The organism is Pseudomonas sp. GG8, from assembly GCF_052976945.1.
Genome location: NZ_JBRIIP010000001.1, coordinates 1,829,732 through 1,849,600 on the forward strand (window position 1 = coordinate 1,829,732; position 19,869 = coordinate 1,849,600).

Annotated in this window: 19 protein-coding genes; 8 read left to right on the forward strand and 11 right to left on the reverse strand. The window is 59.0% G+C overall.

Annotated elements, in window-relative coordinates:
- Positions 1-32: 32 nt before the first annotated feature.
- The 3 genes from ACVBEG_RS08940 to ACVBEG_RS08950 all read right to left on the reverse strand — a co-directional run bounded on the left by ACVBEG_RS08940 (position 33) and on the right by ACVBEG_RS08950 (position 3,815).
- Entirely contained in the window at positions 33-2,117 is a 2,085-nt protein-coding gene (locus tag ACVBEG_RS08940; RefSeq protein ID WP_447107597.1) for a TonB-dependent receptor family protein, read from the reverse strand.
- A gap of 17 nt (positions 2,118-2,134) precedes the next feature.
- Complete coding sequence (locus ACVBEG_RS08945; RefSeq protein WP_447107598.1) at positions 2,135-2,905, reverse strand: HpcH/HpaI aldolase family protein; 771 nt, start codon at positions 2,903-2,905, stop codon at positions 2,135-2,137.
- 127 nt (positions 2,906-3,032) lie between these two features.
- Positions 3,033-3,815 (reverse strand): alpha/beta hydrolase, encoded by a 783-nt coding sequence (locus ACVBEG_RS08950; protein WP_407074627.1) that lies wholly within the window; start codon positions 3,813-3,815, stop codon positions 3,033-3,035.
- A gap of 128 nt (positions 3,816-3,943) precedes the next feature.
- On the opposite strand from ACVBEG_RS08950, the gene ACVBEG_RS08955 reads away from it, so the two are divergent.
- Positions 3,944-5,620 (forward strand): thiamine pyrophosphate-binding protein, encoded by a 1,677-nt coding sequence (locus ACVBEG_RS08955; protein WP_447107599.1) that lies wholly within the window; start codon positions 3,944-3,946, stop codon positions 5,618-5,620.
- A gap of 1 nt (position 5,621) precedes the next feature.
- A complete protein-coding gene (locus ACVBEG_RS08960; protein WP_322179595.1) occupies positions 5,622-6,341 on the forward strand; it encodes an alpha/beta hydrolase in 720 nt (239 codons plus the stop codon).
- Positions 6,342-6,383: 42 nt separating this feature from the next.
- Here the strand turns inward: ACVBEG_RS08960 and ACVBEG_RS08965 are convergent, their stop codons facing one another.
- Positions 6,384-6,965, reverse strand: a complete 582-nt coding sequence (locus ACVBEG_RS08965) for a hypothetical protein (protein WP_322179594.1) — start codon at positions 6,963-6,965, stop codon at positions 6,384-6,386.
- Positions 6,966-7,133: 168 nt separating this feature from the next.
- Positions 7,134-8,066, reverse strand: coding sequence for a LysR family transcriptional regulator (locus tag ACVBEG_RS08970; protein WP_322179593.1), 933 nt, complete (start codon positions 8,064-8,066; stop codon positions 7,134-7,136).
- A 136-nt stretch (positions 8,067-8,202) separates the two neighbouring features.
- On the opposite strand from ACVBEG_RS08970, the gene ACVBEG_RS08975 reads away from it, so the two are divergent.
- From ACVBEG_RS08975 to ACVBEG_RS09000, 6 genes are all read left to right on the forward strand, one after another.
- Positions 8,203-8,697: a DMT family transporter gene (locus tag ACVBEG_RS08975; RefSeq protein ID WP_322215830.1), complete on the forward strand. Its 495-nt coding sequence runs from the start codon at positions 8,203-8,205 to the stop codon at positions 8,695-8,697.
- Positions 8,698-8,699: 2 nt separating this feature from the next.
- Entirely contained in the window at positions 8,700-9,173 is a 474-nt protein-coding gene (locus ACVBEG_RS08980) for a DMT family transporter (protein WP_322179592.1), read from the forward strand.
- A 144-nt stretch (positions 9,174-9,317) separates the two neighbouring features.
- Positions 9,318-12,209: a sensor domain-containing phosphodiesterase gene (locus ACVBEG_RS08985; RefSeq protein WP_447107600.1), complete on the forward strand. Its 2,892-nt coding sequence runs from the start codon at positions 9,318-9,320 to the stop codon at positions 12,207-12,209.
- A 198-nt stretch (positions 12,210-12,407) separates the two neighbouring features.
- Positions 12,408-13,745 carry an NfeD family protein gene (locus ACVBEG_RS08990; protein WP_447107601.1) on the forward strand — a complete coding sequence of 446 codons (1,338 nt, stop codon included), beginning with the start codon at positions 12,408-12,410 and terminating at the stop codon, positions 13,743-13,745.
- A gap of 2 nt (positions 13,746-13,747) precedes the next feature.
- Positions 13,748-14,506, forward strand: coding sequence for a slipin family protein (locus tag ACVBEG_RS08995; RefSeq protein WP_322179589.1), 759 nt, complete (start codon positions 13,748-13,750; stop codon positions 14,504-14,506).
- Positions 14,507-14,926: 420 nt separating this feature from the next.
- The gene (locus ACVBEG_RS09000) at positions 14,927-15,193 is read left to right on the forward strand and encodes a DUF2790 domain-containing protein (protein ID WP_322179588.1); all 267 of its coding nucleotides are present in this window, start codon (positions 14,927-14,929) and stop codon (positions 15,191-15,193) included.
- A gap of 112 nt (positions 15,194-15,305) precedes the next feature.
- Here ACVBEG_RS09000 and ACVBEG_RS09005 read toward each other — a convergent pair whose 3' ends face one another.
- The 6 genes from ACVBEG_RS09005 to ACVBEG_RS09030 all read right to left on the reverse strand — a co-directional run bounded on the left by ACVBEG_RS09005 (position 15,306) and on the right by ACVBEG_RS09030 (position 19,815).
- Positions 15,306-15,539 carry a hypothetical protein gene (locus ACVBEG_RS09005; protein WP_322179587.1) on the reverse strand — a complete coding sequence of 78 codons (234 nt, stop codon included), beginning with the start codon at positions 15,537-15,539 and terminating at the stop codon, positions 15,306-15,308.
- A 161-nt stretch (positions 15,540-15,700) separates the two neighbouring features.
- Positions 15,701-16,438, reverse strand: coding sequence for a histidine utilization repressor (gene hutC / locus ACVBEG_RS09010; RefSeq protein ID WP_322179586.1), 738 nt, complete (start codon positions 16,436-16,438; stop codon positions 15,701-15,703).
- Positions 16,438-17,574, reverse strand: coding sequence for a histidinol-phosphate transaminase (gene hisC, locus ACVBEG_RS09015; protein ID WP_447107602.1), 1,137 nt, complete (start codon positions 17,572-17,574; stop codon positions 16,438-16,440). The genes hutC and hisC overlap by 1 nt, the downstream gene beginning before the upstream one ends.
- Complete coding sequence (locus tag ACVBEG_RS09020) at positions 17,571-18,371, reverse strand: amino acid ABC transporter ATP-binding protein (RefSeq protein WP_323566109.1); 801 nt, start codon at positions 18,369-18,371, stop codon at positions 17,571-17,573. The genes hisC and ACVBEG_RS09020 overlap by 4 nt, the downstream gene beginning before the upstream one ends.
- 116 nt (positions 18,372-18,487) lie before the next feature.
- Positions 18,488-19,159, reverse strand: coding sequence for an amino acid ABC transporter permease (locus tag ACVBEG_RS09025; protein WP_322179584.1), 672 nt, complete (start codon positions 19,157-19,159; stop codon positions 18,488-18,490).
- On the reverse strand, positions 19,156-19,815 hold the full coding sequence (locus ACVBEG_RS09030; protein WP_322179583.1) for an amino acid ABC transporter permease: 660 nt from the start codon (positions 19,813-19,815) through the stop codon (positions 19,156-19,158). Before ACVBEG_RS09030 ends, ACVBEG_RS09025 begins: the two co-directional genes overlap by 4 nt.
- Between the last annotated feature and the right edge of the window lie 54 nt (positions 19,816-19,869).

Sequence of the window (19,869 nt, forward strand, 5' to 3'; positions counted from 1 at the left end):
GCGACTGGTTTTACAGGGGCGCGGGTGCGCAGTTAGAAGCGGTAATTTGCGCCGAGGGTGAGGGCGCGCTCCGGGGCCGGCTGGCGACCCCATGGGCTGGTGTCGATACCACGGAAGTAGTATTCGCGGTTGAGCAGGTTGCTGATGCCGACGGATGTGGTCAGCACACTTTTGTCGTCAAGCTTGAATTCGCGCTCAAGCGCCGTATTGAAGACCCAATAGGCCGGTAGCCTGCCAACCGATGCACTGGCGTTTTCCGCGCCGCTGTTGGCCGCATCGGTGTAGGCACTGCTGACGTAGAGGCCATCAAGGCTGTAGGTCCAGTGCTGGGCGAAGTGATAACGACCTTCGGCGTTGAACTGGTGTCTGGACGCGAAAGGCACTTCGTTGTCTTTGAAGTCACCGGCTCGCTGCTTGGCATCGAGGTAGGCGTAGCTGACATGCAGGTCCAGGTTCGGGGTCACCGACGGGGTCCAGAACAGTTCAGTCTCGATACCCTGATGGCGGGTGCTGCCCAGGTTCACGTAACGGTCGGTGGTGGCGTTGTACTCGATCTGATTATCGAAATCGATGCGGTACAGACCGACATCGACGCGCAAGCCTTGCCATGGCGTGTAGCGCACGCCGGTCTCGTAGTTCCAGGCGATTTCCGCGCCCACGTCGCCTTCCTTGACGATTTGGGTGATCTGCGGTGGACGCAATGAGCGCTGGGCGTTGGCGTACACGAACCAATCGTCGTTGGCCTGGAAACCCACGGTCAGGCCGGGCAACCATTCTTCGGCCAGGTTGCTGTGCTGAAAACCGGTGATCCCGTCGCTATAGTCCATTCGCGCGTTTTCGTAGCGAATGCCCGGGGTGATGGTCAGGCGCCGGTCGAACAGGCTGATGGCGTTGCTCAGGTAGGCGGCTTTGGCTTCGTCGTTGAAATGCCAGTCACGGAAGACGCTGGTCACGCCCGTGCCGAGGGCTTCGCGATCAACCCGGTAATCGATGTCTTCCTTGACGTAGCGGGCACCCAGCACCCAGGTTTGACCGACCTTGTCACCGTCGATGCTCATGCTCAGGCGCGGTTCGCTGCCCCAGACCTTGAAGTCACGCGGACCGTCCTGCTGGGTCACGGCGGTACCGTCCGGGGTGAACGGCAGGCCAACAACGAAGTTGCGGTAGCTTTTGTGGGCGAAGTTGGTCCAGCTGAACTCGACTGAATCGAAAGGGCCCATGGCGCCAAGCTGTTGCGTGTAAGTGCCCCAGACCCGGTCGGTATCGCCTTCGAAGCGGTCTAGGGGACGGGTCGACTGGCGCGGATCGTCCTTGTAGTCCTTGACACTCAGGGCGCCTGCCAGGTCCATATCGGCCGTGTAGTGCTGCACGCCAAAACTCAGTGAGCGGTCATCATCGATGTTCCATTGACCTCGCAGACGGTAGTTCTGGATGTCGGTATCGGAGTGCTCGCGGCCGTATTCGCCCTGAATGGTATTGACGTCCAGTTGCAGGCCGAAGTTGTCGGTCAGGTAGCCACCGGTCCCCAGGTAGGTGTCGAACAGTTGGCGCCCGCCGGCGGCGAAGGTGGTGCGCTCCTGAATAGTGGTCTGCATTTCATGGGGAATCGGCGCGCTGATGAAGTTGATCACGCCGCCGACATTGTTCGGGCCGTACTGCACTGCCGCGCCGCCGCGCACGATGTCGACGCGGTCGATTGTCGCCAGAGTCATCGGAAACAGCGACAACCCCGTCTGGCCATAGGGCGCCAAGGCCAGAGGAATACCATCGGACAAGGCCTGAATGCGCCCGCTTCGGCTCTCGTATAGACCGCGTACGGAAATCTGCGGCAAGGCGCCGGTGCCGGTCTCATCGAAAATCTTGACGCCGGGCACGCGCTGCAAGGCATCGTCAATCCCGCGGACACTGCCTTTCCTCAAGTCGGCGGCGTCGATCACGCTGCGGCTACCGGAGTAGGTCCGCACTTCCGGATCGCTGGCGGTACCGAGCACGTCACCCTTGATCACCATAGGGGCGAGCGAGTAATCGGCAGGCGGGTCGTTGGCCAGTACGGTTTGGCAGATGCTCAGAGAGAGCAGGCTGAAGGGAAATGCAAACAGATAGTTTGTTGTTTTCATCTGGACTTCGTTCAGGCTCAGTTGGGAAATTGAAGGCTGTTCAAGCGCGCTTTCAACGCGTTGTGCAGCAGGCCGCGGTCTTCGCCAGCGAGAAAGCTGCGAATCCCCCGGTCACGCCACCAGGCATGTTGTTCGGGCGAGCGTGGATTTGCGCAAAAGGGAACTTCAGCGGCGGCGCAGGCATCGGCCATGCCTTGTAGGGCTTGCCAGACACGCGGGTGCAATGGATCAGGACCCAGTTGCAAATCGAGGGCGAGATCGAGCGCGCCTTCGAGCACCATGCCAACGCCGGGCAGCGCGAGAATGTCGGGCAGGGCTCGAAGCCCTGCGGCGCTTTCGATCATCGGTACGATGGGGCGTTGGCGATTCGCCAGTTCGATATAGTCGGGCAATGACACATGGCCAAAACCAGTGATGCGACCGCCGCTGATTCCGCGCTTGCCCAGCGGTGGGAAATACACCGCTTCCAGGGCGCGGGCGACTTCGTCGGCGCTTTCGACACGCGGCAGAACGATGGCTTCGGCGCCTGCGTCCAGCGCACGGCCAATCAGTTTGACGTCGACTTCCGGGATACGCAGCCAGGCCGAAATCCCTGTTGCTTCGCAAGCGCGTATGCAATGCATCAGCTCATCGCCGGACCGCAGCAGGTGTTCCATATCGAGAATGACGAAGTGATAACCGGCGCTGGCAATCATTTCGCACAGCAGGGGGGAGGGGACTGAATTGAGTAAACCGTAGACGCTTTCGCCGCCATTGAGGCGAGAAAAAACGGGTGACTTCCTGATCACTGGGCATATTCCGTAATGTGAAACATATCGCCAATGATAATCGTTATCGTTTGTATGTAAAGCTCTTATTTATCTAGGCGGATGCCCAAGGCCTGATTCTAGATGGCTGAAATGCCCAGCCAGGCCCTCATAGCCCGTCTCGCAGCATTTGCAAATACTGAGGGCTGTCGGAGATAGAGTTGTGGTCTTTGCCGGGGATTACCTGCAGCGTGGCCACGCCGTTGGCGAAGTGTGTGCGGAGTTGCTCCGTGCTGGCGCGGGGTATGATTTCGTCTTGCCCGGCCGCGATCAGCAGTGTCGGCACGGTGATGAGTGGTGCGTAACGCCAGGATTCAAACGTGTCCCGCATAACCCATTTCACCGGGAACAAGGGCATCCTGCTTTGGGCCAGTTCCAAGAGGCTGTTATAGGGGGTAATCAGGATCAGTCGCGATGCCGGGCGTTCGCTGGCGAGGCGAATGGCGACGCCCGAACCCAGGCTGCGACCCACAATCGTAACGTGAGGGTGGACAGCGTGGACCTTGTCGAACAAAGCGAGGGCGTCACGGTTAATCGACTCCTCGGAGGGTGAACCGGTGCTGCCGCCGAAGCTGCGGTAGTGGAGCAGATAAAGGGCCTGGTCCGGGAACGCTTGCGAAAACTGCAACAGGTTCAGGGAAACATCCTCGGCATTGCCCCCGAAGTAAATCAGCGCATTGGGGCTGGCGCGTGGCCAGACCGATACCAACACCTTCGCATCCGGTTGCGAGAGCTCAAGAACAGTCGAGGGGCTACTCATGGCGCGAGGTTGCGGGAAATAGATAAGCGAGCGCTGGAACACGAACAGCAGCACACAGGCCAGTACGTACAAAACAGCGGCTAATGCCAGCAGTGAAATCAGGATTCGCGCGATGCGGCTAATCGTTGTCATGAGCGGCAATCACCCTATAGAGTCAACCGTTCTGCTGAGGTTAGTCGAGTGTCCGCACTTGGATGCCTGGAATGTTTTTTTCGTCGCTCTGTTCCTGCCGGAAACCCTTAACAAGGAGCTTGAAGTCTATGCCTGAACTCATCGAACCCCGCAGCGGCGGGAAAATCCTGGTCGATGCGCTGCTGCACAATGCTGTGGACACGGTCTATTGCGTGCCCGGCGAAAGCTATTTGCCGGTGCTCGACGCCCTGCACGATGCACACGCCATCCGCACCATCGTCACCCGCCATGAAGGCGCCGCCTCGAACATGGCCGACGCTTACGGCAAGCTGACGGGGCGGCCGGGCATCTGCTTTGTGACCCGTGGCCCTGGCGCCACCCATGCGAGCAATGGGGTGCACACGGCCAAACAGGACTCGACCCCGATGATTCTGTTCATTGGCCAGATCGAAAGTGGCTTCAAGGGCCGCGAGGCCTTTCAGGAAGTCGATTACACCCAGATGTTCGGCGGCCTGGCGAAATGGGTGACCGAGATCGATAGTCTGGAGCGTATTCCGGAAATCGTTGCGAAGGCGTTCAGCATTGCACTCTCCGGGCGCCCGGGGCCGGTGGTGATCAGCCTGCCGGAAGAAGTGCTGTTCGGCAGCGGTCTGTGTCTCGACGCGTCGCCGGTCCGCGTTGCCTGCGCAGCGCCGGACCCGGCCGCGATGATTGAGTTGCGCGAGCTGCTCCGTGCCGCTCGCAAGCCCTTGGTGGTGTTGGGTGGCACGGGTTGGGATGCCGAGGCTTCCCGGGCGATCAAGCATTTCGTTACGGTGAACAACCTGCCGGTGGCGGCGTCGTTCCGTCGCCAGGACCTGTTCGATAACCGTGATCCGCATTATGTCGGTCAGTTGGGCCTGGGCATTTCGCCCAAGCTTGCCGAGCGCCTGTGCACCACTGACCTGTTGTTGGTGATCGGTTCGCGCCTCAGCGAAACTGTGTCCAATGGCTACACGCTGATCAAAAGCCCGGTGCCGACGCAGCCATTGGTCCACGTGCACCCCGATCCGCAAGAGCTGGGGCGGGTGTATCAAGCCCGATTGCCGATTGTGTCTTCCCTGCGCGGTTTTGCTGCTGCACTGACGCAACTCGAGCCGCTTGCGGAGCAGCCGTGGACGTCCTGGACCGAAACTGCGCGGGCTGATTACGTGGAGCATTCAACGCCGCCCCAGGCTCACCCGCAACTGGTCGGCGTGGACATGGCGCGCGTGGTTGCACATTTGAACGATGTACTGCCCGATGACGCCGTGATCAGCAACGGCGCCGGTAACTACACCGTCTGGGTTCATCGTTTCTACCGCTATCGGCAACCGGGCACTCAGTTGGCGCCTACCAACGGCGCGATGGGGTACGGTTTTCCCGCCGCGATTGCCGCCAAGCTACGCAACCCCGAGCGCACCGTGGTCTGCTTTGCCGGCGACGGCTGCTTCATGATGTACCCGCAGGAGTTGGCGACCGCCATGCAGTTCGGTGCACCGCTGGTGGTCATCGTAGTCAACAACGCCATGCTGGGGACCATCCGTATGCACCAGGAACGCGAGTACCCCGGCCGGGTGTTGGCGACCGACCTGGTCAACCCTGACTTCGTGGCCTTCGCCAGATCCTTTGGTGCTTATGGTGAATTAGTCGAGCGCACCGAAGATTTTGCCGATGCGTTTCAGCGTGCCCGGCAGGCGGGCGTTCCTGCGTTGATTGAATTAAGTACGGACCCACGGCAGATATCGCCCCAGGTGCGCCTCTTTGACGGGCCACGAGAGCATTGAAATGATTAAGCTTTGGACCGTGTTGTTTATGTTGGCATCGACGGCTGCCCATGCCGACACAACACTGCACACCGACCTGCCGTTGAGTTACATCGAGCAGGCCGGTCCCGACTCACACAATAAACCGCTTATTATTTTTCTTCATGGCTCTGGGAGCAATGAAGAGGACCTGTTCGACATAAAAGATCAATTGCCCGCCGACTACACCTATCTGTCGGTGCGGGCACCGTTTGAGGTCGAGTCAGACAGCTATCAGTGGTTCAACAAAAAGGCGGGCGAGGGTGATTACGATGGCGAGACGGATGAGCTGAAGAGCAGCGCAGGGAAGATCGTTGATTTCATCGCCAAAGCCACCGGGAAATACCACACCCAGCCTGACAAGGTGTTTCTGGTTGGTTTTAGCCAAGGGGCGATCATGAGCTATGAAGTTGCCCTGCGCGATCCCGAGGTCGTGCGCGGGATCGCGGCATTGAGCGGGAAGATTCTGCCGGTGTTGAAGTCTGAATTGAAGCCTGCCGACAACCTCAAACAGGTGGCTATTTTTATCGGTCATGGCACCGCAGACCGAAAGCTTCCTTACGCGGGTGCAACCGACGCAGAGACGCTGCTGCAAAGCCTGTCCCTGACCCCGGAGTTTCATGCCTATCCAGGCATTGGCCACACGATCAGTCAGACCGAAATAGTGGACCTGAACAGTTGGTTGCAGCAGATCAATCAATGATGCCTGGAAGCGGAGCCTCACTCGCTTCACAGGCGCATCACCTTATTGACCACCGACGATTTGCTTGATCAGTTTATCGTGCCCAGCCTGGTCGTCCGCGCGGAATATGACCTGAACCACCGACATGTGAGTGCCCGACCCGGCCAGGAAAGTGGTGCTGAGGGTCCTGCCGCCGCCCATGGTGGCGGTGCTGTCGATCTGGCGCACGCCTAGACCTTTGAGGGTCAGTTTCTTCTCGCTGAGCTTCTTGAAATCAGGCAGTCCTGCACTCTGTTGTTTGAGAAAGCCGGCAACCGCGCCGTCGAGAAAATCAGCGTCATTGTCTTTCGCGTTCACCCCAGCCTGCAGAGGGTGTTCGACGGCGATGACCACGCTCTTCGTCGTTTTATTGACGTACATCGTTCCGGTCTCACCCGCAGTGCCGCTGGCTTCATCGCCTGCGGGCAATGGGTTGGCCACATAGCTGTCGGGAAGTTTGAATTCGAATTTTCCGCTGAGTGTCGATACTGTCTGCATCGCCGGTTTTTGTTTGGTCGGCGCAGTCGCCGCATAGCTGTTTATACCGCCCAGACTGGCCGCCATCGCCAGGATCAACACAGCGGCCTTTTTAACGAAAAAAGACATTTAATCTCTCCTGATTGATTGCGCGCAGCGCCTTGTGGGCGTCGAAATGAATGACGCCACCGCGCATTGATGGGCTGGTGAAGGTGCGAAAATACCCTGCGGAACTATTGCAGGGAAGTAAAAGCTGCCAGGAAGTAAAAGCACACGGCTATCCGAAGAACACACCGTTCAACGATCCCAATAGGGTGTCGGTCCAAACCGCTCGACAAAGAAATCGATCACTGTTCTGACTTTGACCGAGAGGCGTCGGCTGGTCGGCCACAGGGCCGCGATCTGTTGGGGTTCGAGACTGGTCGATACGTGAAACTCGCTCAGTACCGCTTGCAGCGTCCCTTTGTGCAGTGCCTCGCCAATCAGCCACGAGGGAAACATGACCAGGCCCATGCCGAGTTCGGCGGCCTGGGTCAGGGTTTCGGCGTGATTGCCGGTCAGTGGGCCTTTGACGGTGTAAGGCACCCAGTTGTCCTGGCCAAGGCGAAAGAACCAGCGCTGCTGGCCGGTCATGCCTTTGTAGGCCAGGCACTGATGCGCCGCCAGCTCATCCGGGTGCTGCGGTGTACCGTGGCGTGCCAGGTACGCCGGGCTGGCGGCAAGCCGATAGCGTTGCGGGGCGAGGATGCGCGCCTGCATGCTCGAGTCATTCAGGACGCCGATGCGGAACAGCAAGTCCGCGCCTTCCTGCAAAGGGTCAACGAATGTATCGGTCTGCTGCACGTCGAGTTGCAACTTCGGATAGCGGCGGCACAACTCGGCCAGCCCGGGCGCCAGATGCCGTTGGCCGAAGACCACCGGTGCATTGATCCGTACGAGACCGCTGGGTTCACTGTCCTGCTCCTGCAAGGCCCGCTCGGCTTCCTCCAGTTGCGCGAGTACCAGGCGGGCATGATGTTCGAGCAATCGCCCCGCCTCGGTCGGCGTAACGGCGCGCGTATGGCGATACAACAGTTGTTGTTGCAGCGCGTTTTCCATCACCTGGATTTGCCGCGAAATCGAGGAGGGCGCCACACCTTCACGGCGCGCAACTTCGGAAAAACTCCCTCGATCAAGCACGGCGACGAACAGGCGCAGCGCCTTGAATCCCAACTCGTTGAAGCCGTGCATGATTAATCCTGCTGTGCGGGTTGCGCAAAAGTACTTTGTGAATAGTCCCATTTTACGCAAAGGACGATCAACCCATACTTCGTGCCCTCGGCAAGGCCTTGGTCTTGCACCTCGATTTTTGTAGAAGGCGCACCTGATGCACGTCACACCGCTGGAAAACGCTGTACTTGAAGATCAGGACCGGCACGCCCGGCTGAAAAAGTTGCTGCTGCTGCCGCTGGTGATTCTCGCGGGCATGGGCCTGTCGGTCGAAGCCGGATTGCTCGGCCCATTGGGTGTGCAGGTCGGGCACTTGTGGGCAACCCTGAGTATCTTTGGTGTCGGTGCCGCCCTGCTGTTTTTGCTAACGCTGCTCAGTGGGCCGCAACAGGGGCCCGCGTTGTCTGAGTTGCCGCGCTGGCAATTGCTGGGTGGCTTCCTTGGGCCGATGTATGTGGTGGTGCTGACAGTGGCGACGCCCCACATCGGCATCGCGATGACCATGATTGCCATTCTGTCCGGCCAGGTGGGTAAAAGCGTGTTGATCGACCATTTCGGCTGGTTCGGTGCGGCCCGCAAGCGGGTCAATGTTGAACGCTGGGTGGCCCTGATACTGATTCTGGTGGCACTTATTCTGATTGCGCGAGGTTGATGATGAACGTGACTCTATTGTTGATTCTGGTGGTGGCTGCTGGCGCCGTTCTAAGCATTCAGGCCGCCATCAATGGTCGTCTTGGAGAGGCTGTGGGTGTATTGCGCAGCAGTTTGCTGACCTTCGTAGTGGGCGCGGTGATCACCGCACTGCTTATCCTGTTCTTCGAACCCGCGCATTCCATCAGCGTGCTGGATGTGCCGAAATGGCAGCTGGGCGGTGCCTTTTTCGGGGTGATCTACATGATGGTGATGGTCGGTGCCGTACCACGGGTGGGTACGGCTGTCGCGACCGTTGCGGTGATCGTCGGTCAACTGGGCATGGGCATGTTGATTGATAACTTTGGCTGGCTGGGCAATCCCGCCATCGAGTTGTCGGGCAGCCGTATCCTGGCAATGGTCTGCCTGGGACTTGCCTTGGTGTTCATGTACCGCAGCAGTGCGGCCGCGCCGGAATCCGCCGATAAAGCGCAATGAACTAAGTTGTTATTGGAGGGGGCCGTACAAAAACATATAAAACAATTGAAATACAGCGCGATAAGCTTTAAACAAAAGGATTGTTAGCACATCGATTACTACAAATAAGATGTGTACCGCCAGTTTCTGGCTCATGGAGCGCAGATGAGTTTCCGTCCTTTGACCGACACCTTGGGGCAATCAAATGATTGCGGCGATGTCGCCTCTCAAACTATCGGCAGCTCGGGCGGCGCCAGGGATGCGATTGAAACGCTGTTGGCGGCAGCTCAGAGCTGGAACCACACAACGTCATGGGTCGTGTACAGAGCCGGTGAGCAAATGCACCGGGTGGGGCAGGGCGATCCGCAGGTGCAATGGCCTGCCAGTATCGCCGATGACGCGTTCGATGCTTTTTGCGTCGCCTGGAAACTGCACCGTTGGCCAACGGGTAGTGGCGAAAGCGCACTGGGTTGGCTATTGGCGCCACTGGATGACGCCGCAAATCCTGCTTTGGCCGACTTTGCCCTGCGTCTGGGCCTTCAGGTGCAGACCGATACGCTGGCTCGGGCACAAATTACCCAACGTGTGCTGTATGAAATCACCTACCTGGCCAGCTCCACACGTGAGCGTTCGGTCTTTCTGGTCGGGGTTCACCGTTTACTCGCGACGCTGATCGACGCCGAGAATTTTTACCTCGCGCTCTACGATGCTCGCAGCGGCAAAATTACCTACCCCTATTACGTCGACATCATTGATGTTGATGCACTGGAAGCCGAGAACTACGAATTTCTCGATCCCACGCACGTGTCCTTGACCGGGCAGGTACTGACCAGCGGCCAGCCATTACTGATCGACGCCGCCGGTATCCGTACAGCCCAGGCGCAGGGTCGATTTTTTTGTGTAGGCCATCGGCCCGAGTTCTGGATGGGCGCGCCGCTTAAAAATGCATCGGATGATGTGTTCGGCATGTTGGCGATGCAGGTGTATGACGTTTCGCGCGTTTACAGTGCCGAGGACCGGGCGCTGTTCCTGGTCGTTGCGCGGCACGTGGCCATGGCGCTCGACCGGATTCTGCACCGTGCCGACCTAGAAGAAACGGTGTTGCGACGCACGCTGGAACTGTCGGAGCTCAACAATGCACTGCGTCAGGAAGTGGCGGACAGAGAGCGTGCTGAACACCTCCAAAGTGCGCTGTTTCAGATTGCCGAACTCTCGAGCCAATCCGGCGACATGGAGGAGCTTTTTCAGCGTCTGCACGGGATCGTGGGCGATCTGTTGTTTGCGAAAAACTTCTACATCGCGTTCTTCGACGACACGACCGCAGAGGTCACGTTTCCTTACTATGTCGATGAGCGACAGACGGCGCGACCATCGTCACGACGCGGTCAGCGTGGGTATACCGAATATGTGATATGCCAGCGCCGGCCGCGTCTGATTGATCGAGATGAAGCCTTGAGGCTGGAGAGACTCGGCGAAATCGAAATTATCAACGAGTCCACCCGATCTTATTCCTGGCTTGGCATCCCACTGTTCGATGGTGACGTGGTTCGTGGCGTGCTCGCGGTGCAGAGCTATACTCCTGAGGTGAGCTATTCACAGCGCGATCAAGAGTTGCTGTCCTTCGTGTCGCGTCATATCGACACTGCGTTGTCGCGTCGTAGCGCTGCCGAAGCGATCCACGCGGCCAACCTCAAGCTCGAAGCGAGGGTTCAGGATCGCACCCGCGCACTCGACCACGCCAATGCCAAGTTGCAACACGAGAACTCCCACGACGCCTTGACCGGTCTGCCAAACCGCGGCTATTTGCAGCAGCGCCTTGATGTGGCATGGATTCAGTTTGGCAACGACGGCCTGCCGCTCGCCGTGATGTTCATCGACCTTGACCGCTTCAAGATGGTCAACGACAGTCTCGGCCATCACTTTGGCGATCTGTTACTGATGCAGGCGGCTTATCGTTTGCGCAGCTGTCTGCGTGAGAGCGACCTGCTGGCGAGGCTCGGCGGCGACGAGTTTGCGGTGCTTGCGCCCGATGCACCACTCGATGCGGTGGTCGATATAGCCGAGCGGATTCTTGCTGCGTTCGACCTGCCGTTTTTTATCAATGGCCATGAAGTGTTTTCCTCCTGCAGCATCGGTATTGTCAGCGCTGACAGTCAATTTCACCATGAGCCGGCCGACCTGTTGCGCGATGCGGACATGGCGATGTATCGGGTCAAGAGTGGCGGTCGCGACAGCTATGCCGTGTTCAATCAAGAGGTGCGGCGCGAGGTGTCGGACCAGGTCGAGCAGGAAGGCGCACTGCGTAATGCACTTAAGCGCACTGACGAACTGGTGCCCTATTTCCAGCCTATCGTCTGCGTGAGAACTGGCGAGTTGGTCGCGTTAGAAGCGCTGATTCGCTGGCACCAGCCTGACGGCCGGGTAATTGCCCCAGGCCAGTTTCTACCCGCTGTAGAAGGCCTGCGCCTGATCGGACGACTCGACCTGTACATGCTGACCAGTATCGTCGTCATTCTGGCGCAGCCCGAACACGCCCACTGGCCGCCCGTACATGTGAACTGCTCCAGTTACAGCATGACCCGGCCGGAGCTCGCCAGTGAAGTGCTGACGCTGCTCGCCCGACACGGGGTCGCACCGTCGCGGATCTGCCTGGAACTGACCGAGGGCGCGCTGGTGGCCGAACCGGACATTGCGCGGCAGACCATGCAGCAACTGGCCGACAATGGTATGTCGGTGGTGCTTGATGACTTCGGCGCGGGGTTTTCGTCACTGAGCTATGTGCACCAGTACCGCTTCAGCGGCCTGAAAATCGACAAGTCATTCATTCTCGAACTCACCGCCAGCCCGCGCAGTCGCGCCATCGTCAGGGCCATCGTGCGTATGGCCGAATCACTCGGCCTCTCAGTGGTGGCCGAAGGCGTGGAAGACGTCGAGACCCTCGACCTCCTGCGCGAAATGGGGGCTGGTCAGGCTCAGGGTTATTACTTCGCCAAGCCCATGGCGCTGAACGAATTGATCCAGACCTCAAAGGCTCCAGGGACCTGGCGGCTGGGGTAAAGAGCAAAGCACTCGCGGGGATACCCCACGCGCGGGCCTGTTTGTCGGACAAAGTCCTCTGCCGAGAACGCCTTTAGCTTGATCGGTAACCTTGGCGTGCGCATGCGCTGGTGAGTCCCCCCTTAAACCCATCCGTCCGGGGCTGGCGTCAACTAAAATGACAGGTGACAGTCGGCGAGACATGTTTGGGAGGTTTCTGTGAGCAGTCGTTGGTGGCGCAATACAGTGCTGTTGATGTGGCTGCTCGGGGTGCCCGTGGGGGCGACTGCTGCAGACGGTTCGGTCAGGGTGTTGGCGGTGGATGATGTGATCGGCCCGGCCAGCGCCGAGTACGTGGTTAATGGTTTGGCCCGGGCTGCGGACGAGCAGGCTCAGTTAGTGGTGCTCACCATCGATACCCCTGGCGGGCTGCAAAGCTCGATGCGGGTGATTGTGCAAGCTATTCTCGCTAGTCCGGTGCCGGTGGCCAGTTATGTGTGGCCCAGCGGTGCCCGTGCGGCGAGTGCCGGCACGTATATCCTCTACGCCAGCCATATCGCGGCCATGGCACCGGGCACCCATCTGGGCGCCGCCACACCTATTCAGCTTGGCGTTCAGCCAGCGCCGTCAGAATCTCCCGCAACCGACACCGAGACGCGCAAGCAAATCAGCGATGCGTCAGCTTTTTTACGTGGGCTGGCTCAATTGCGCGGGCGTAACGCCGAATGGGCCGAGCAGGCGGTACGTGACGCTGTCAGCCTGACTGATTCTGAAGCCGCGAAACTTGATGTCATTGAGTACCGTGCCAAGGATTTGAGCGATCTGCTCGGGCAACTGGACGGCAAATTCCTGAACGTGGAAGGCCGGAATGTGCAGTTGCATACCGCGAATGCGACGGTGATTCACGACGATCCGGGCTGGCGCATCCGCGCCTTGGCGATCATCACCAATCCCAATGTAGCGCTGGTGCTGATGATGATCGGCGTGTTCGGTCTGATTTTCGAGTTTTTTAACCCTGGCTCGGCAGCTGGAGGTGTCATCGGTAGCATTTGTTTGCTGCTGGCGATGTATGCCTTGCAATTGTTGCCAGTGAGTTATGCCGGTGTCGGTCTGATCATGCTGGGGATGGCGCTGATGGTGGCCGAGGCGTTTCTGCCGAGTTTCGGGGTGATCGGTTTTGGCGGCATTGTTGCTTTCATCGGCGGCGCGACGATGTTGATGGACACCCAGGCCCCTGGATTCTCGGTGGCGTTGCCGTTGATCATCGCGATGGCAGCGGTCAGCGCCCTGTGCCTCATCGGTTTGGTCGGGGTGGCGCTCAAGTCCCGGCAGCGCCAGGTCGTCAGCGGTGACGCGGGCTTGGTCGGCAGTATGGTCACGATAACCGCATTGCAGGCGGATGACCCCTTGGGCGGTTGGGTGCAACTGCAAGGTGAAAACTGGCAGGTGTTGAGTCAAACACCGTTACGGCCCGGTCAACGGGTCCGGGTAGTGGCGCGTCGTGGCCTGCTGCTGGAGGTCACGGAGGTGCCGGATAAGCCTCAACAAGGAGACTGATCATGTTTGTGCAACTGGGTTTTGGCGCGCTGGTGTTGCTGTTGGTACTGCTGGCGCTTTCTACCTTTCGTATCCTGCGTGAGTATGAGCGAGGGGTGGTGTTTCAGCTGGGGCGATTCTGGCAGGTCAAGGGGCCGGGCTTGATCCTGCTGATTCCGATGGTTCAGCAGATGGTGCGGGTCGATCTGCGTACGGTGGTGCTGGATGTGCCGCCGCAGGACGTGATCACCCGGGACAACGTTTCGGTGAAGGTCAACGCAGTGCTGTATTTTCGGGTGCTTGATCCGCAACGGGCGATCATCCAGGTCGAAGACTTTCTCATGGCCACCAGCCAACTGGCGCAGACCACGCTACGGGCCGTGCTGGGCAAGCACGAGCTGGATGAGCTGCTGGCCGAGCGTGAGCGGCTCAATGTCGATGTTCAGAAGGTGCTCGACGCACAGACCGATTCCTGGGGGATCAAGGTGGCGAACGTCGAGATTAAACACGTCGACCTCAACGAGTCGATGATTCGTGCCATCGCCAAACAGGCAGAGGCTGAACGTGAGCGTCGGGCCAAGGTGATCCATGCCGAAGGCGAGTTGCAAGCCTCGGAGAAGTTGGCAGAAGCCGCTGAGGTGCTGGGCCGACAACCTGGCGCCATGCAACTGCGCTACATGCAGACCCTGAGTGTGATTGCCAACGACCGCACCTCGACGATTGTCTTCCCATTGCCCATTGAGTTGCTTAAGGGCATGGCCGACCTGTCGCCCAAGGTGTGAGGGCAAGATGTACACCTGATGCAACTTCCGACACGGCCTCAATGAGCATCAGGTGATGGCGAGGCGGGTGGCACGACCGTGTGTATCAGTGGCACCGTTGCGCCCTCCGCTTTGAACCCGCACAAGGGGGGGAAGGGCGATTGGGACGAAGATGTGTGGACGTGTTCGAGGGCTACGCCGTATTGCGTATTGTCTTTGTGGGCAGTCACTGAGTTTAACGGAGTGCGGGGTTATTGTTACCAAAACAGCACATAGTCTTTATCAGAATAGGCACTGTAAGTAAGCACCGTTGCCGCCTACCCTTCACCTCACTAACCATTGAAACCCGAACAGACACGTTGATCACTCACGCCTGCAAGATGAAATTGACGTGTCGTGAGTTCGGCTGCCTGTCGCACCTAAAGTGAGAGGGATGTAAAGATGAAAGCGTCACTGCTGTTTTTATTAGCCTGTGTGTCTGCAGTCAGCATGGCCGATGAAAAACATGAAGGGACTGCCCAGCAACAGCCTGCCGTTGAACACTACGACTATTCAATGAAACCGGACATTGCGAAGGTCCTGTCAATTTCCGATGCCCGAGGGGGCTGTGAAGCGGTTCCGGTGCAAATGAACTACCTGGACTCTGCTGGCAAGGCACATATCCTTGAATACTTGGTGATGGGTACCGGTTGCTCTAATGGTGGATAGGCCATCGTCGGGTGCGCTTTGATAAAAGCTATATGACCTGATTTATAAAAAAGGCTCTGTGATACAGAACCTTTTTTATCGGTATGTTTTTTGGTGTTCAGGTCGCTGATAGTTAGGCGGACAGTTCTGTCAGTCGTTGGCTGCACGCGTCATCAAACGCCACATAAAGACGCTCCGCGATCTGACTTTTAATGCACTTGCCGCTCTCCAGTCCCAGGACGAATCCTTCAGCTTTGCCCCCAGCGCGATTCAAATCATCGGCCGTACCTGCTTGGGTAATGGCGTCCAGCAGCTTCTCGGCGTCGGGTCCCACGCCTTTTGGTAACACGATCCCGTCGAGGCTCATTGTTCGACCCCTTGCTGTGGATGCCGGCCATCAAGTCGGCCTGAATGCATGCGGTGTTGGTCGGTCATGGTGATTCCTTAGCGTAATCGGGCCCTGCGTGAAACCACAGGCCGTGGCGATGGTAGGCCAGCGCCCGGCTAATGGCGAGCGATTGAGCGGGGTCAGCCGTCGCGGTACGCACCGTTGACGTGCAGACGGCTGCCGAGTCGATAGCGTGATGAGGGATGAACCAGGCGTACGTAAGTGACAACCTTGCCGCCGCACCAGGTTCGACGCATCAGCACCAGGCAGGGTTCGTTGGCGTCGATCTGCATGTATTTGCTTTCGTCGTTGCTGGGGTGACTGGCTTCTACGATGTGTTCCATTTCGTCAGGGTGGATCACCTGTAGCAGGTACCGGGACGCTTGCAGGTGTTCGCCGAATGTTTGCTGAATGAACTCGGGCGCCAGCTCGGGGTTGACGTACCGGTCCTCAAGTTGCACCGGCACGCCGTCTTCACAGTGCACGCACAACAGGTGAAACACCGAGGTGCCGGTGGACAACGCCAAGGCAGCGGCCACGGCCATTGAGGCGGCTTCGCGCCCCAGATGCAACACATGGCAGGAGTACCGGTGGCCACGGGCGGTGATTTCGTCAGCGATGTTGGTGATGCGCAGCAGGTTCGATTGCGGCTTGCTCTTGGCGACAAAGGTGCCGACCCCTGAGACCCTCACCAGATGGCCTTCCTCGGTCAGTTCGCGCAGTGCCCTATTGACGGTCATGCGCGACATGCTCAGTTCCTGCACCAGACGGTTTTCCGAAGGAATCAAATCGCCGGGCTTCCATTCGCCGGAGCGAAGTTTGCCTTGAACAAAGTCCTTCGCCCGCTGGTAAAGGGCCTGCGGTGCGGCTTTTATCATCAGGCGCTCCGCACGTGTTGTTGGGTGAGGACGCTTGCCAAGGCCTCAAGAAACAGGTCGTTATCCTCACGACTGCCGACGGATACTCGCAAATACCGGGTATGCCCGGCCTCACGCCAGGGTTTGATGATCACGCCCAGGTGTAACAGCGCCTGGTTGACGGTCTCGGCGGCAAGGGGTGTGGAGAAAAACAGGAAGTTGGCCATCGACGGCACACTGACGATGCCCAAACCCTGCAGCGCAGTGGCCATTCGTCTACGTTCGCCGGCGACATGTTCGAGGGCCGCGTGCAGGTGCTCATCATCGGCCAATGCCGCAACCGCCGCAGCCTGGGCCACGCGGTTGATATTGAAAGGCGTGCGCAGGCGATCAATCAGGTCTGCCAACACGGGATCACTGACGATACCGTACCTGATGCGCAGACCAGCCAGCGAGTAGGCTTTGGAAAAGGTGCGCAGCAAAATGAAAGGTTTAGCGCTGTCTTGGATCAGGCCCAGGCAGTCCGGGTACCCGGCTTCATGTTGCGCGTATTCGTAATAGGCTTCGTCGAGCACCAGCAAACAGTACGCAGGCAATGCCGCGAGCAATTGCTGCAGTTCATCGGCGTTTAGGGTGCTGCCGACCGGGTTGGACGGGCAGGAAAACATCAACAAGCGCGTACGCGGCGTCAGTGCAGCAATCATTGCCGCTACGTCGAAGGCGCCGTCGGCGGTCATCGGTACGCCCACAACCCGGGCGCCTGCGGCCATCGGATAGATGAAGTGCAGGCCGAAGGACGGCACCACAGTCACCACTTCATCGCCGCGGTCGAGAAACACTCGGCTGACGATACTCAGGAGATCCTCCGAGCCATTGCCGAACACCAATTGATTACCCGGCACCCCGAGCTTTTTCGAGAGGGCGGTGCGTAACGTCAGGGAGCTGGCGTCCGGGTATAGGGCAATTTCGCTGCACGCCTGGGCCATGGCGGCGGCCACGGCAGGTGCCGGGCCGAGCGGATTTTCATTGCTGCCGAGTTTGGCGACGCGGGTCAGGCCAAAGCGTTTGCGCACCGCCTCCGAGCTGAGGCCGGCGTTGTAGCTGGCAAGGTCGCGTACTTCGGCGCGAGCCAGCAGGTTCAAATCGGTCGTGTTCATGCCGGGTTCGCTTCTTTGCTGTCCTGCCAGAACGCATTGCGGTCCAGGTAGTTCTGCAAAAACTGCTGTAGGCGCGGGTGTTCGGCGTTATGAAATATCTCGTGCGGCGTGCCGCGCGCGACGACTTCCCCCTGATCGAGAAACACCACCGAATCGGCCACTTGCGCGGCGAAGCCCATTTCATGGGTGACCACGACCATGGTCATGCCTTCTTTGGCCAGGGTTTTCATGACGTGCAACACCTCGCCGACCAGCTCCGGGTCGAGGGCCGAGGTCGGCTCATCGAACAGCATGATGTGCGGCTCCATGGCCAGGGCTCGGGCAATCGCCACACGCTGTTGCTGACCACCGGAAAGTTGGGCTGGATAAGCATCCGCCTTGTGGGCGAGGCCAACTTTATCGAGCATCGCCATGGCCCGCTGCCGCGCATCGGCGGCAGACAGCTTACGCACGCGCAGCAACGCTTCACTGACGTTGCCCAGTGCGGTCATGTGCGGCCACAGGTTGAACTGCTGAAAGACCATGCCGACATTGCGCCGCACCAGATTGATCTGGGATTGCGCAGCGCGCTTGCGGCCTTTGCCGTTGTCTGGCACCCAGCCAAGCAGTTTTCCCTCAATATAAATCTCGCCTTCGTCGTACTCTTCGAGAAACGCCATGCTGCGCAGCAGGGTACTTTTACCCGAGCCTGAGGGGCCGATCAGACACACCACTTCAGAGTGCCGGACCTGCAAGTCGATACCCTTGAGTACGCGCAATGGACCGAAACTTTTACCGACGCAGTGCAGTTTCAGCATCGGCTCGCGGTTGTCGGAGAGTGCTTCGGGAGTTTTCATCGCTTCACCTGATTCTTGCAAGGCTGATAAGCGCGTGGGTGCCAGGCGCGGGTCTGTGGCGGGGCGGAGGGCATTGTTCATCGCGGTTGCTTCTGCATGAAACGCCCGACCCGCACTTCAAGCAGCATGCCCAACCGTGAGCACGCTTCCACCAGCAACAGGTAACCAATGCACAGCACCAGCAGGGTTTCGACAAAGGCGAAGGTTTCCGAGCCGATGCCGGTCAGGACCATGGTCAGTTCGGGGATGGTGATGATCGACAGCACGGCGGTTTCCTTGCACAGGATGGTCACCAGATTGACCAGTGCCGGGAGGATGATCACCAGCATTTGCGGAATCTGAATACGCGTGATGCATTGCAGGCGGCTGATGCCCAGGCAGTCGGCTGCTTCCAGTTGGCCGCGGGCCACGGATTCAAAGCCGGTACGGAAAATCTCGGCGAAATAGACACTGCCATAGATGCCCAGGCCGAGGATGCCGGCCGGGATGGGCTCCAGGCTGAGACCAAAAGACGGCCCGCCGTAATACACCAGAAACAGCTGGACCAGAAACGGCGTACTTCGAATCACCTCGATGAATACGCGCAGCGGCGTGCGAACCAGGGTGTTGCCGAACAGCTGCGCGACGGCGATCAGCATGCCCAGCATTAATCCAAGGACAACACCGGCAGACCAGGTGCCGAGGGTGACCATGAAACCCTGGCCGATGTCACCGAGGTGCTCGGTGATGATCCTGGGGTCGAAAATCATAGGGCTCGCTTCTTCAGATGGCGCTCCAGCAGGCCACCACAAAATGCCAGCGGAATGTTGATCAGGCAGTAGAAGCCAGCCAGCATCAGGTAATCCTGAACGAACATGTAGTCACTGGCCGCTATGTTCTGTGCGGTACGGGTCAGGTCGGCCAGACCCACTACGGATACCAGCGACGATGCCTTGATCAGCAGAATCATTTCATTGACCAGCGCCGGCAGGGTCAGGCGTACGGCTTGAGGCACGCGAATGCGCACCAGCATTTGTCCTGCGCTCATGCCCAGCAGGCCGGCGGCTTCCAGTTGCCCGCCGGGAATGGCGAGAAAACCACCGCGCATGATCTCGGCGATATAAGCCCCGGCCGCTAGCGACAGGCCGATCACTGCCGCCACCATGGGCGAGACGTTCGGCAGGCCGATGCGCGGCAGGAAGTAATAGATGAACAGCAATTGCACCAGCAGCGGAATGCCCCGGAACACGAATATATAGGCGCCACCCAGGCGTCTTAACAGCGGCACGGGTGACAGCCGCAAGCTGCCGACGATCACGCCGATGACAAAACCAAAAACCAGTGCCGCGACCGAAACCTCAAGGGTCACCAGCAAGCTGTTCAGCAGTAACGGCAGGTTTTGCAGCAGTAAAGGCCAATCGAACATCGTCGTGACTCCACCCTCGATGATCGCCGGCCCGGTTGAGCCGGCGATCCGTTG

Excerpts from the sequence above, each read along its gene's own strand:
- ACVBEG_RS08940 (WP_447107597.1), bottom strand. The coding sequence starts at position 2,117 with ATGAAAACAACAAACTATCTGTTTGCATTTCCCTTCAGCCTGCTCTCT.
- ACVBEG_RS08950 (WP_407074627.1), bottom strand. The coding sequence starts at position 3,815 with ATGACAACGATTAGCCGCATCGCGCGAATCCTGATTTCACTGCTGGCA.
- ACVBEG_RS08955 (WP_447107599.1), top strand. The coding sequence starts at position 3,944 with ATGCCTGAACTCATCGAACCCCGCAGCGGCGGGAAAATCCTGGTCGAT.
- ACVBEG_RS08960 (WP_322179595.1), top strand. The coding sequence starts at position 5,622 with ATGATTAAGCTTTGGACCGTGTTGTTTATGTTGGCATCGACGGCTGCC.
- ACVBEG_RS08965 (WP_322179594.1), bottom strand. The coding sequence starts at position 6,965 with ATGTCTTTTTTCGTTAAAAAGGCCGCTGTGTTGATCCTGGCGATGGCG.
- ACVBEG_RS08970 (WP_322179593.1), bottom strand. The coding sequence starts at position 8,066 with ATGCACGGCTTCAACGAGTTGGGATTCAAGGCGCTGCGCCTGTTCGTC.
- ACVBEG_RS08975 (WP_322215830.1), top strand. The coding sequence starts at position 8,203 with ATGCACGTCACACCGCTGGAAAACGCTGTACTTGAAGATCAGGACCGG.
- ACVBEG_RS08980 (WP_322179592.1), top strand. The coding sequence starts at position 8,700 with ATGAACGTGACTCTATTGTTGATTCTGGTGGTGGCTGCTGGCGCCGTT.
- ACVBEG_RS08985 (WP_447107600.1), top strand. The coding sequence starts at position 9,318 with ATGAGTTTCCGTCCTTTGACCGACACCTTGGGGCAATCAAATGATTGC.
- ACVBEG_RS08995 (WP_322179589.1), top strand. The coding sequence starts at position 13,748 with ATGTTTGTGCAACTGGGTTTTGGCGCGCTGGTGTTGCTGTTGGTACTG.
- ACVBEG_RS09000 (WP_322179588.1), top strand. The coding sequence starts at position 14,927 with ATGAAAGCGTCACTGCTGTTTTTATTAGCCTGTGTGTCTGCAGTCAGC.
- ACVBEG_RS09005 (WP_322179587.1), bottom strand. The coding sequence starts at position 15,539 with ATGAGCCTCGACGGGATCGTGTTACCAAAAGGCGTGGGACCCGACGCC.
- hutC (WP_322179586.1), bottom strand. The coding sequence starts at position 16,438 with ATGATAAAAGCCGCACCGCAGGCCCTTTACCAGCGGGCGAAGGACTTT.
- hisC (WP_447107602.1), bottom strand. The coding sequence starts at position 17,574 with ATGAACACGACCGATTTGAACCTGCTGGCTCGCGCCGAAGTACGCGAC.
- ACVBEG_RS09020 (WP_323566109.1), bottom strand. The coding sequence starts at position 18,371 with ATGCTGAAACTGCACTGCGTCGGTAAAAGTTTCGGTCCATTGCGCGTA.
- ACVBEG_RS09025 (WP_322179584.1), bottom strand. The coding sequence starts at position 19,159 with ATGATTTTCGACCCCAGGATCATCACCGAGCACCTCGGTGACATCGGC.
- ACVBEG_RS09030 (WP_322179583.1), bottom strand. The coding sequence starts at position 19,815 with ATGTTCGATTGGCCTTTACTGCTGCAAAACCTGCCGTTACTGCTGAAC.